The organism is Pluralibacter sp. (genome assembly GCF_019237635.1).
GTDB lineage: Bacteria > Pseudomonadota > Gammaproteobacteria > Enterobacterales > Enterobacteriaceae > Enterobacter_B.
In genome coordinates, this window is record NZ_JAFAGS010000089.1 from 1 (window position 1) to 11,593 (window position 11,593).

At 57.1% G+C, this 11,593-nt stretch carries 10 protein-coding genes and 2 pseudogenes; 7 read left to right on the plus strand and 5 right to left on the minus strand.

Annotated features, from left to right (window positions below):
- Positions 1 to 176: 176 nt before the first annotated feature.
- The 5 genes and pseudogenes from JO226_RS10645 to JO226_RS10660 all read right to left on the minus strand — a co-directional run bounded on the left by JO226_RS10645 (position 177) and on the right by JO226_RS10660 (position 2,833).
- The gene (locus JO226_RS10645) at positions 177 to 581 is read right to left on the minus strand and encodes a cell envelope integrity TolA C-terminal domain-containing protein (RefSeq protein ID WP_293567361.1); all 405 of its coding nucleotides are present in this window, start codon (positions 579 to 581) and stop codon (positions 177 to 179) included.
- Positions 582 to 873: 292 nt separating this feature from the next.
- Complete coding sequence (locus tag JO226_RS10650; RefSeq protein WP_293567363.1) at positions 874 to 1,302, minus strand: hypothetical protein; 429 nt, start codon at positions 1,300 to 1,302, stop codon at positions 874 to 876.
- A gap of 36 nt (positions 1,303 to 1,338) precedes the next feature.
- Positions 1,339 to 1,440, minus strand: a pseudogene (locus JO226_RS23320) (host cell division inhibitor Icd-like protein); the annotation flags it as partial.
- Positions 1,441 to 1,684: 244 nt separating this feature from the next.
- A pseudogene (locus JO226_RS10655) lies at positions 1,685 to 2,070 on the minus strand (VOC family protein).
- A 286-nt stretch (positions 2,071 to 2,356) separates the two neighbouring features.
- Positions 2,357 to 2,833, minus strand: coding sequence for a GNAT family N-acetyltransferase (locus JO226_RS10660; RefSeq protein ID WP_293567366.1), 477 nt, complete (start codon positions 2,831 to 2,833; stop codon positions 2,357 to 2,359).
- Positions 2,834 to 3,650: 817 nt separating this feature from the next.
- On the opposite strand from JO226_RS10660, the gene JO226_RS10665 reads away from it, so the two are divergent.
- The 7 genes from JO226_RS10665 to ves all read left to right on the plus strand — a co-directional run bounded on the left by JO226_RS10665 (position 3,651) and on the right by ves (position 11,274).
- Entirely contained in the window at positions 3,651 to 4,871 is a 1,221-nt protein-coding gene (locus JO226_RS10665) for an aspartate aminotransferase family protein (protein WP_293567369.1), read from the plus strand.
- On the plus strand, positions 4,868 to 5,902 hold the full coding sequence (gene astA / locus JO226_RS10670; protein ID WP_293567372.1) for an arginine N-succinyltransferase: 1,035 nt from the start codon (positions 4,868 to 4,870) through the stop codon (positions 5,900 to 5,902). Before JO226_RS10665 ends, astA begins: the two co-directional genes overlap by 4 nt.
- Positions 5,899 to 7,377, plus strand: coding sequence for a succinylglutamate-semialdehyde dehydrogenase (gene astD, locus JO226_RS10675; protein ID WP_293567373.1), 1,479 nt, complete (start codon positions 5,899 to 5,901; stop codon positions 7,375 to 7,377). The genes astA and astD overlap by 4 nt, the downstream gene beginning before the upstream one ends.
- A complete protein-coding gene (gene astB, locus JO226_RS10680; protein WP_293567375.1) occupies positions 7,374 to 8,699 on the plus strand; it encodes an N-succinylarginine dihydrolase in 1,326 nt (441 codons plus the stop codon). Before astD ends, astB begins: the two co-directional genes overlap by 4 nt.
- Before the next feature lie 10 nt (positions 8,700 to 8,709).
- Positions 8,710 to 9,669 (plus strand): succinylglutamate desuccinylase, encoded by a 960-nt coding sequence (gene astE, locus JO226_RS10685; protein WP_293567378.1) that lies wholly within the window; start codon positions 8,710 to 8,712, stop codon positions 9,667 to 9,669.
- A 334-nt stretch (positions 9,670 to 10,003) separates the two neighbouring features.
- Positions 10,004 to 10,492, plus strand: coding sequence for an ATP-independent periplasmic protein-refolding chaperone Spy (gene spy / locus JO226_RS10690; RefSeq protein WP_293567381.1), 489 nt, complete (start codon positions 10,004 to 10,006; stop codon positions 10,490 to 10,492).
- Between the two features lie 206 nt (positions 10,493 to 10,698).
- Positions 10,699 to 11,274, plus strand: a complete 576-nt coding sequence (ves, locus tag JO226_RS10695) for an environmental stress-induced protein Ves (protein ID WP_293567384.1) — start codon at positions 10,699 to 10,701, stop codon at positions 11,272 to 11,274.
- Positions 11,275 to 11,593 lie beyond the last annotated feature (319 nt).

Here is an 11,593-nt window from a genome sequence, read left to right on the forward strand (position 1 = left end):
TTAAGGTAAGGTACTGATAGTTCTGCAAGAGGAAAAAAACTCCGAATGGCTGCATTTCTGCGAATATGTAGCCAATCGATGTTTTGCGGTATGCGATCTTCTTTGATTCACAATTTCACCTAAGGATCAGCAACGTCCGCTCCTGGCACAAACCTGACAGCCAAAGTAGATTTTTTTCATGGTTGTCCATGCATATCCCATCGGGCAGAACCCATAACGTCGTAAACATGCTGATCAGTAAATGCTGGAAAATTTGCGCGTTTGGAGGCTTCAGTTAGTGCCCGACAATAATCCTTGTCTCCATGCTTAATGATGAAATTCTGCAAGGTGCCATCCATTTTGAAATCCAGATGCACATTACATCTTTTACCATTCCAGGCGTGGGGCTCGGAAAGTGCTGCATCTAGTGCTTTTTTTATGCCTGATGCTTGTTCCCCATAGATGTCTGTATCGGTTACTTTGCCTGAGCGGTTATAAGAACACGAATCGAGGGCACTCTTTTTCTGGCAATCTTTTGGGGTAAGCGGAGCGCAACCAGCAATGGTTGCTACCATTACTACCAGCATCAAGATTTTGGTCATGTCCAGGTCCGTTTGTGAGTTTCCAAAAAGTACCAATACACACCAATGAATCAGGGCATTATGGCATGTAAATCAGAGAGGGGGGACTTGTGGGTTCATCATCCCACCAATTTTAGGGGGCTACTGTAAAATAGCTGCAAAGAGTCAGGAAGGGCGCAGTGAGGTTAACGTCCAGACCGTGTGGATGGAAATATCCAGTATACAGATGCATGGAACCAACGGCCTACGGTGAAATAGGTAAACCGGACCCGCAATGACGCCGCCCCAGCCTGATAACTGGGGCGTATTTATTTTAGTGTGTGGTCACCCAGCGCGGGGCTTTCAAATCCGCCGCAAACAGCCACACCAGTTCACACAGCAGGCCCGTCAGCGTGCGCTCGGCCTCCGGCGGCAGCGACTGCCCGCACAGCAACTGCGTCAGCGACTGGCAGTAGTCGCACAGCACGTCGGCATCAGGCTCAAAGCGCTGCGCCACATCTGGCAGTTCGTTGACGGTAAAGCGGCCAATCAGGTGCGACGGGATAGGCTCGCCCAGCGTCGGGCGGAGCAGGGCAAGACAGGCGCTGATACGGCCCAGCAGCGCCATTTTCTGCGTCGGATCGCGGCATTCAATCAGGGTTTCCGCAAAGCGGTCGCAGCAATCGGCCAGGTCGGTAAAATCCGTTGTGGCGCTGAAGGGGATGGTCAGTAGATCGTTGTTAGGATCGAGAAATGTAGCCATAGCGGCAGTCTCCAGTAAGTGTTTTTTTGAACCGCCACCGGAGAGGCTAATCTCACGGGTGGCGGACTGGGCGGGGTTAGCCTTACCGGCCTTACTGGACACCGGCGCGTCTTGCGACGCCCCCGCCCGGCCCACCATTGAGGTGTAGCCGTGCGCACGACACAAAAAAGGCGCAGACGCGCCATTGTGTCGCCAGTAAGGGTAACATCCAGGAGGCTAATCCCGACACCTGATTTTGCAGGTGCGGCGTGAGGGTACTGCGGTTGGAAGAAGGGGGCAAGGCCGGATTTGGACTTTTGTGGGGGCTGCTCGTCCGGTAAGAGCGAGGAGCGGATGTTTAGCTTGCAGCAAGACGGTGGCAGCATTGCAATATTTATTGGGGTTATGTCCACACCTTGTTTTGGATAACCACCCTATATCCGTCGAGGTCAACAAATGTCCTTCCGTTCACGTCCCAGTAAGGGTTGAATGACGTTGTCATTCTAAAACCAGCGTCGATCATTCTTTCGCAGGCATGCATCCATTCATTTTCATCCGAGTAATAAAGAACAAGTAAATCCTCCTCCGTGTGCAAAGGTTGAACGGGATGGTTATGGCAAAAGGTGAATTCTATGTGCCAGTCTGAGTCTCCCCGCCCTAACATTATTCCATTGAAACCGTCATGATCGTTGAATTCAGCAATTTTTTGCAGACCCACCCCTGACTGTACATCAGAAAAGACCTTTCGAGATTGGTGACGGGTTTGGCAATACGCATATGAGTAAACATCTGGGGTTCTCCTGGAGAAGATATTGCTTTAACGTTGAAATCCCGCTTGAGTTTACAAGTGATCATGTTTTTCATTTGTCCGTAAGAGCCTCCGAAATATCCCGCTCCGACTTGCTAACGGTCCGCTCGACTTTAACGCTGTCAGATTCGGCCCTAATATTCCAAATCTTCACGAGTTGGCCCTTGAAAATAGATGGTACTAATATGGCAACTACGAGGTTCGTAAACAGACCAAACTCCGCCCCTCAATTGCACAATAGTCTGCGTGACAAATTTTTTCAGATTGTCATGCAACATCCTTTTCGCATAAAACCAACGTCATAAAACGACTGTTTGGATCAAGCGAATAACCCGCAAATGGCCCGCAGTCAACAAAACCGTGCTTGGCATAAAGTTGATGGCAGGCAGCAAATCCTGGCTGTGTCCCGGTTTCTAAACTCAGGCGCAACACCCCTCTGGCACGCGCAACTTGCACGATATATTGTAAAAACTGATTTGCTACACCGCGGCGTAAAAACTCCGTCGCGGTACGCATTGATTTCAGTTCGCCATGCTTATCATCCAGCATTTTCAGCGCACCGATTCCAGCAAGTTGCTCCCCTTCCCATACCGACCAAAAGGTTACTGCCGGGTCACGTAATTTTTGCACACCCAAAGCATGGACGCTTTCTGGTGGGGACTGTTCTAGCATGCCGGAAATATGGTAAGCCACTAACGCTTGCACCGCTGGGTGGGAGAGATCGTCTGTTTTGATGGAGAACATGTAGGTTTCCAGATAATTAGTTACATATGTGTAACATGTAAGCAAGTGACATCATCTTTGTCCAATACAGATTTTTTATGATACTTACTGAGTGCTTTTTATTTTTTGAATGGTTCACAGAGCAGGGAAACGTACTGTAGTTGTCCCCTTCAGTTGCGATTGTGACCTGCTCCCTGTTGATTAACACACTGCGATGTTATTAATGTCCGGTTCTGGCAAAAGCCGCCATCCCTAATCAACTCGCCTCAAAATAATACCTCCCAACGTATCCCCTCAACCTCTCCACTATCGTAGGCAAAAAATCGTCACCGTCGGGTGTACCGGCCGCACCTGTAACATCAGCCGGTAGGTCGTTCCGGTCGCTATAGCGTTGGCAAGCACCGCGACAATCTCATCGCAACTAATCCACAGATATACCGAATCGGGCTACCTCGAAGTGGTCACAGATTGAGCGTAGTGCAGGGCATTACCCATGACAAACGCCCGGTAAAATGCCCTTTTTTGGCGCATTCCGCTCCTTTTTGGTGCGCCGATTTACGATAAATCTCGCAGACGATCACACTTCATAAATTAAGTTTTACTAATGCATAACGTTGCGGATATTAGTGCTGCTAATGGCCGGTCGCCCCCCTTTTATTCACTTTATATGCATTAAATATGAATATCGTTAAATCGTAAGTTATTGATATTAAGTTTCACCCCCGCGTTTATGCACTTTTGTCGCTGGCTGGCACGATGTCTGCAATATACATTTACAGCACAAACACTCATTTTTATTAACACAACAATAACTTTATGTTTACCGGAAGAGGTTGCTATGAATCAGTCAGTAACGCGTGGAAATTTTGATGATTGGATGATGCCGGTTTACGCTCCGGCGGCGTTTATTCCGGTACGTGGCGAAGGCTCCCGTCTGTGGGACCAGCAGGGTAAAGAGTACATCGATTTTGCCGGCGGTATCGCGGTGAATGCGCTGGGCCATGCGCACCCGGCGATGATTAAAGCCCTGACCGAGCAGGCGGGCAAGTTCTGGCACACCGGCAACGGCTACACCAACGAGCCGGTGCTGCGTCTGGCGAAGCAACTGATTGACGCCACCTTCGCCGAGAAAGTGTTTTTTTGTAACTCCGGCGCGGAAGCGAACGAAGCGGCGCTGAAGCTGGCGCGTAAATACGCCCACGATAAGTTCGGCGCCCATAAAAGCGGTATCGTGGCGTTTAAGAACGCCTTCCATGGTCGTACGCTGTTCACCGTCAGCGCGGGCGGCCAGCCTGCCTACTCGCAGGATTTCGCGCCGCTGCCGCCGCAAATCCAGCACGCGGTGTACAACGATATCGACTCCGCGCGCGCATTGATCAACGACGATACCTGTGCGGTCATCGTCGAGCCGATGCAGGGCGAAGGCGGCGTGGTACCGGCGACGCCAGCGTTCCTCAAGGCGCTGCGCGAACTGTGCGACCGCCACAACGCGGTGCTGATTTTTGACGAAGTGCAGACCGGCGTTGGCCGTACCGGTGAGCTATATGCCTATATGCACTACGGCGTGACGCCGGATGTGCTCTCCACCGCGAAAGCGCTGGGCGGCGGCTTCCCGATCGGCGCCATGCTGACCACCGCAAAATTCGCCAGCGTCATGGTGGTGGGCACCCACGGCACCACCTACGGCGGCAACCCGCTGGCGTCTGCCGTCGCGGGCGCGGTGTTCTCTATTATTAATACCCATGACGTGCTGAACGGCGTCAAACAGCGCCACCAGTGGTTCACCGAACGCCTGAGCGCCATCAACGCACGCCTGCCGCTGTTTGATGAAGTGCGCGGTATGGGGCTGCTGATCGGCTGCGTGCTGAAACCTGCGTATGCCGGTAAAGCGAAGCAGATAAGCCAGCTGGCGGCGGAACACGGTCTGATGGTGCTGATCGCGGGCGCCAACGTGGTGCGCTTTGCCCCGGCGCTGATTATCAGCGAAGAAGAGGTCAAGACCGGTCTTGACCGCTTTGAGAAAGCCTGCGAACAGTTCCTCTCCGGGGTGCCATCATGATGGTGATCCGCCCGGTCGGACGCGAGGATTTGCCCGGCCTGATGGCACTTGCAGGGAAAACCGGCGGCGGTCTGACCTCGCTGCCTGCGGATGAAACCACGCTGTCGGCGCGTATTGAGCGCTCGATACAGACCTGGGAAGGCGTGCTGCCAAAAGGCGACCAGGGGTATGTGTTTGTGCTGGAGGATACCGCCAGCGGCAGCGTGGCGGGGATCTGCGCCATTGAAGTGGCGGTCGGGCTGAATGACCCCTGGTACAACTACCGGGTGGGCACGATGGTGCACGCGTCAAAAGAGCTGAACGTCTACAACGCGCTGCCGACGCTGTTCCTCACCCACGATCACACCGGCAGCAGCGAGCTGTGCACGCTGTTTCTCGACCCGGCCTGGCGCAAAGAGGGCAACGGTTATCTGCTGTCGAAATCGCGCTTTATGTTTATGGCCGCCTTCCGCGACCGCTTTAATGAGAAGGTGGTGGCGGAAATGCGCGGCGTGATTGATGAGCACGGCTACTCGCCGTTCTGGGAAAGCCTTGGTCAGCGCTTTTTCTCCATGCCGTTTACCCGCGCCGACTACCTGTGCGGCACCGGGCAGAAAGCGTTTATCGCCGAACTGATGCCCAAACACCCGATTTACACCGATTTTCTGTCGGAAGAAGCGCGCGCGGTCATCGGCCAGGTGCACCCGCAAACCGCGCCAGCGCGCGCGGTGCTGGAAAAAGAGGGGTTCCGCTACCGTAACTATGTCGATATTTTCGACGGCGGCCCGACGCTTGAGTGTGACATCGACAGGATCCGCGCCATCCGGAAAAGTCGTCTGGTGGAGGTGGCGGAAGGCCAGCCCGCGCCGGGTGACCTGCCGACCTGCCTGGTCGCCAACGAACAGTATCAACACTACCGCGCGATGCTGGTGCAGGCCGACCCGCTCACCGATAAACTGCTGCTGAGCGCGCAGCAGCTTGATGCCCTGAATTGCCATGCAGGCGACCGCGTACGGCTGGTCCGTCTTTGCCCGGAGGAGAAAAAAGTATGAGCTTATGGATTAACGGCGACTGGGTAACAGGCCGCGGACAGGCGCGCAACAAAAGCAACCCGGTGACGCATGAGGCCGTCTGGCACGGCAATGATGCCGATCTCGAGCAGGTTGCGCAGGCGGTCAGCGCCGCCCGCGCCGCCTTCCCGGCCTGGGCGAAGCAATCCTTCGCCGCCCGTCAGGCGGTGGCCGAACGCTATGCGGCGCTGCTGGAAGCCCATAAAGAGCAACTGACGGAAACCATCGCCCGCGAAACCGGGAAACCGCGCTGGGAATCCGCCACGGAAGTGACCGCGATGATCAACAAAGTGGCGATTTCAGTGAAGTCGTACCACAACCGCACGGGCGAGCAGAGCACGCCAATGCCGGACGGCGCCGCGACGCTGCGTCATCGCCCGCACGGCGTGTTGGCGGTATTTGGCCCCTACAACTTCCCCGGTCATCTGCCGAACGGGCATATCGTTCCGGCGCTGCTGGCGGGAAACACGGTGGTGTTTAAACCGAGCGAAATGACGCCCGCCACCGGCGAGGCGATGGCGAAACTCTGGGAGCAGGCCGGGCTGCCTCCGGGTGTGTTCAACCTGCTGCAAGGCGGCAGGGAAACTGGCGAAGCGTTGGGCGGGCAGGCGGATATCGACGGCGTACTGTTTACCGGCAGTTCGGCGACCGGGTTCTCGTTGCACCGCCAGTTAGCCGGTCAGCCGCAAAAGATGCTGGCGCTGGAAATGGGCGGCAATAACGCGCTTATCGTCGACGAACCGGACGATATCGATGCCGCCGTACATACCACCATTCAGTCGGCGTTTATTACCGCCGGGCAGCGCTGCACCTGTTCGCGCCGCCTGCTGGTGAAACGCGGCGAGAAGGGCGATGCGTTTCTGGCCCGTCTGGTGGAGGTCAGCCGCCGGATTACTCCCAACCGCTGGGATGCGCAGGAACAGCCGTTTATCGGCGGATTAATTTCGGCGCAAGCCGCGCAGCATGTGCATAACGCCTGGCGACAGCATGTGGCGAACGGCGGCGTGACGCTGCTGGAGCCGCGCCTGCTGCAACCTGGAACCTCGCTATTGTCACCGGGTATTGTCGAACTGACGGGCGTCAGCACGGTCGCCGACGAAGAAGTCTTTGGGCCGCTGCTGTGCGTCTGGCGCTATGACGACTTTGATGAGGCGATTGCGCTGGCTAACGCCACCCGCTACGGCCTGTCCTGCGGCCTGATTTCACCTGATCGCGACAAGTTTGACCAGCTGCTGCTGGAAGCGCGCGCCGGGATCGTCAACTGGAACAAACCGCTGACCGGCGCCGCCAGCACCGCGCCGTTTGGCGGTGTGGGCGCCTCCGGCAACCATCGTCCGGGTGCCTGGTATGCCGCAGACTACTGCGCCTGGCCGATGGCGAGCCTTGAATCCGCCGCGCTGGCGCTGCCGGGCACGCTGAACCCGGGGCTGGATTTTTCCCATGAGGTGTCATCATGAACGCCTGGGAAGTGAACTTTGACGGTTTACCGGGGTTGACGCACCACTACGCCGGGCTGTCGTTCGGTAATGAAGCCTCGACCAAACACCGTTTCCGCGTGTCTAACCCGCAGCTGGCGGCGAAGCAGGGGCTGCTGAAGATGAAGGCGCTGGCGGACATGGGCTTTAAGCAGGCGGTGATCCCGCCGCAGGAGCGTCCGAACGTCGCGCTGCTGCGCCAGATTGGCTTTAGCGGCAGCGATGAGCAGGTGGTGGCGCGTGCGGCGGCGCAGGCGCCGCAGCTGCTGTCGGCCGCCAGCTCTGCGTCGTCGATGTGGGTCGCCAATGCCGCCACCGTCTGCCCGTCGGCAGATGCGTTGGACGGCCGGGTGCATCTGACGGTGGCGAACCTGAATAACAAGTTCCACCGTGCCAGCGAAGCGCCCACCACGGAAGCTATCCTGCGGGCCATCTTCCGCGATGAAAACGCCTTTGCCGTTCACGGCGCGCTGCCGCAGGTGGCGCTGTTCGGCGACGAAGGCGCGGCAAACCATAATCGTCTGGGGGGCGATTATGGGGCGCCGGGCCTGCAGCTGTTCGTCTACGGTCGGGAAGACGGCGGGGGGCACGCGCCGCGTCGCTACCCGGCGCGCCAGACGCTGGAGGCAAGCCATGCGGTCGCACGCCTGAACCAGGTCAATTCGCAGCAGGTGATTTTTGCGCAGCAAAACCCGGAGGTGATCGACCAGGGCGTTTTCCATAACGACGTGATCGCCGTCAGCAACCGTCAGGCGCTGTTCTGCCATGAGCAGGCGTTTGTCCAGCAGAATGCGCTGCTGGCGCAGCTGCGCGAGCGGGTGCCGGGCTTTGCGCCGGTGGTGGTGCCGACGTCCCGGGTATCGGTGGATGATGCGGTGGCGACTTACCTGTTCAACAGCCAGTTGCTCAGCAAACCGGACGGCAGCATGCTGCTGGTGCTGCCGAAAGAGTCGCAGGAGCACGCGGGCGTGTGGTCGTATCTCAACGATATGCTGGCGATGGACAACCCGATCAACGAGCTGAAGGTGTTCGACCTGCGAGAAAGCATGTCCAACGGCGGCGGTCCGGCCTGTCTGCGCCTGCGCGTAGTGCTGAATGAGGCGGAACTGCAGGCGGTGAACCCGGCGGTGCTGATGAACGATACGCTGTTCGCCACCCTTAACGACTGGGTGGATCGCTACTACCGCGACCGTCTGACGCAGGCCGACCTGGCGGACCCGCAGCTGCTGCGCGAAGGGCGCGAAGCGCTGGATCGTCTGACGCAGATCCTGGGCCTGGGCGCTATCTATCCGTTCCAGCAATAAGGAGACCGTAATGGAGGACTTTCTGGCGCTGACGCTCTCGGGCGTCAAGCCTGCACAGACAGAAGGCGAGACGACGCACCTTCGCTGGCGCTGGCTGGATACCGGGATACTGGCGCTGACGCCGCAGGCGAACACCTCCCGGGCGCTGGTGCTCTCGGCGGGTATACACGGCAACGAAACCGCGCCGGTAGAGATGCTGGACGCTCTGCTGACGGGCCTGTTTAACGGCGACATTCCGTTGCGCTGGCGGCTGCTGGTTATCCTCGGCAACCCACTGGCGCTGGCGGAGAATAAGCGCTATCTGCACAGCGACATGAACCGGATGTTCGGCGGACGCTGGCATGATTTTGTGCCCTCGCAGGAAACGTCGCGCGCCGCCCGGCTTGAGCATGCGCTGGCGGCGTTTTACCAGCCGCAGGACGACGTGCGCTGGCACCTTGACCTGCACACCGCCATTCGCGGCTCGCACCACGTGCGCTTTGGCGTGATGCCTGCGCGCGCTGCGCCGTGGGAGGATGCCTTCCTCGGTTGGCTGGGGGCGGCGGGGCTTGAGGCGCTGGTGTTTCACAAGAGCCCGGGCGGGACGTTCACCCATTTCAGCTGTGAGCATTACCAGGCGCTCGCCTGTACGCTTGAGCTGGGTAAAGCGCTGCCGTTTGGTCAGAACGACCTGTCGCAGTTTGCCACCACGCAGCAGGCGCTGGTGCAGCTTTTGCAGGGCAAGGCGGCGACAGGGCGCATTCCGCTGCGCTATCGCGTGGCGCAGCAGATCACCCGCCACAACGACCAGTTCCGGCTGCATATGTCGAATGACACCTTGAACTTCACGCCGTTTCACGCCGGTACGCTGCTGGCGGAAGAGGGGGAGACGCGCTACGTGGTGGAGCATGAAACGGAGTATGTGCTTTTCCCTAATCCGAACGTCGCGCCAGGCCTGCGGGCGGGGCTGATGCTGGTGCGGGAAAGCTAAGCAGGAGGCGGCGGTGCTATTCAGGTTGCCGCTGCATTCCGAAAATAAAATATATCCGTGTGGTTTGAGACATTACAGATTATTCCTGGGTAAACGCTTTATTATTCGCCGCCGCTGATTTAAGATCCTCCATAAATCCTTCCAGATCAGCTTGTTGTATTTCTATTATTGCAACTCTTCATGCTTTATTCTTATTTTCTCCATAATTGGTCACAAAGTCATTTTTGTACTTTAATTGTTTTACGCTTACTCTGATTTATTGACGTAGAACCTCGTAAAGTTAATCCCGTCAACACGGCAATGCGCCGTAATAAAAACTGAAAGTAAGGAACGTATGATGAAAAAGATGACTGCTCTGATTGTTGCTTCTACTCTGGCTCTGGGCGCGGCTAATCTGGCGCATGCGGCGGACACAACTGCCGCCGCACCGGCAGACAACTCGCAAATGATGCACCATAAAGGTAAGTCGGGCATGATGCACGACATGATGTTTAAAGGCCTGAACCTGACGGATGCGCAGAAACAGCAGGCCCGTGACATTATGAAAAGCCAGCGTGAAAGCATGCCTCGTCCGTCCGCCGATGAACGCCGCGAGATGCATGACCTGATCGCCAGCGACACCTTCGACAAGGCGAAAGCGGAAGCGGCTATCGATAAGATGGAAGCACAGCACAAAGCCATGGCGCTGTCCCGCATGGAAACACAGAACAAGCTTTACAACATCCTGACCCCGGAACAGAAAAAGCAGTTTAATGCCAATTTTGAGAAGCGTCTGACAGAACATCCGATGGCGGAAGGTAAAATGGCGCCGTCTGCTGAGTAAATCAGCACGCTGACTTAAAGACCGCCGGTCTTGCCCATACGCAGTTTACGCTGTGGGCAGGGCCGGCGGTTTTTCTTTGACTCTCTTTTTGCCTGTTGTGCTAAGGCTCTGCGTCGGCGTGCCGATAACCGAGGATGGTGACGAAAAAATAACAAGAATGGTCGCAGGGGTACCGGGCGGCCAGGGGCGACCCTTCAGGAGTGATGATGGACTACTTTGATATCCGCAAGATGCTGGTCAGTCTGTGGAAAAACGGCGCGGGCGAAACGCGCGAGCTGTGCTGTTTTCCGCCTGCGACCCGTGATTTTAACTGGCGCGCCAGTATTGCCTCCATCGCCGGCAGCGGCGAGTTCGCCGTATCGCCGGGAATAGACCGCGTTATCACTCTCCTGGAGGGCGGCGAAGTGACCCTCGACGGCGGTAACGCCTTCCATCACACGCTAAAGCGTTTCCAGCCGTTCCGGTTTGCCGGAGAGCAACCGGTCAGGGCGCAGCTCACCGAAGGGCTGATGTCGATGGATCTTAACATCATGACCCGCCGTGACCGCTGCGAAGCGAAGGTGCGCGTCGCTGACCGTACGTTTACAACCTTCGGCTCGCACGGCGGCATGGTGTTTGTGCTGAGCGGCGCATGGCAGCTTGGCGAGAAGCTATTGACCGCCGATCAGGGGGCCTACTGGCAGGACGGACGACACACGCTGCGGTTGCTCAAAGAAGAAGGGCAGCTACTGTACAGCGAAATCCGCTGGTTGCAGGCGTTTTCCCTGACGGAATGCGTATAACGAAAAAAGCCCCGGCGCAGGCCAGGGCTGCTTAGTTAAGCAAAACAATGAATTTTTATTCATTGTTTTGCTTTAAAGCCCCCCCTTTGAAAAAAGAGTGGAACCGTTCCGTTCACTTTTCCTCCTCAGCTTCCTGTCCATTTCTCTGCGGTGAACGTGTCAAGGGCGCTCACCGCCGCGCCCTTAACAATCCCGGCTCCCGGCAAAGAAAACCGCCGCTTCGCGGTACCCTCGGCTTATTGCGCCTGGCTTTCGGGTCGGGTACGACGTCACATCCCTGTGCCGCGCACCCTCCGCCCGCTCCCGGCGGGCGGCCCCG

Coding starts and splice junctions, on each gene's coding strand:
- spy (WP_293567381.1), top strand. CDS start 10,004: ATGATGAAAAAGATGACTGCTCTGATTGTTGCTTCTACTCTGGCTCTG.
- astA (WP_293567372.1), top strand. CDS start 4,868: ATGATGGTGATCCGCCCGGTCGGACGCGAGGATTTGCCCGGCCTGATG.
- astE (WP_293567378.1), top strand. CDS start 8,710: ATGGAGGACTTTCTGGCGCTGACGCTCTCGGGCGTCAAGCCTGCACAG.
- JO226_RS10650 (WP_293567363.1), bottom strand. CDS start 1,302: ATGGCTACATTTCTCGATCCTAACAACGATCTACTGACCATCCCCTTC.
- astD (WP_293567373.1), top strand. CDS start 5,899: ATGAGCTTATGGATTAACGGCGACTGGGTAACAGGCCGCGGACAGGCG.
- JO226_RS10660 (WP_293567366.1), bottom strand. CDS start 2,833: ATGTTCTCCATCAAAACAGACGATCTCTCCCACCCAGCGGTGCAAGCG.
- ves (WP_293567384.1), top strand. CDS start 10,699: ATGGACTACTTTGATATCCGCAAGATGCTGGTCAGTCTGTGGAAAAAC.
- JO226_RS10665 (WP_293567369.1), top strand. CDS start 3,651: ATGAATCAGTCAGTAACGCGTGGAAATTTTGATGATTGGATGATGCCG.
- astB (WP_293567375.1), top strand. CDS start 7,374: ATGAACGCCTGGGAAGTGAACTTTGACGGTTTACCGGGGTTGACGCAC.
- JO226_RS10645 (WP_293567361.1), bottom strand. CDS start 581: ATGACCAAAATCTTGATGCTGGTAGTAATGGTAGCAACCATTGCTGGT.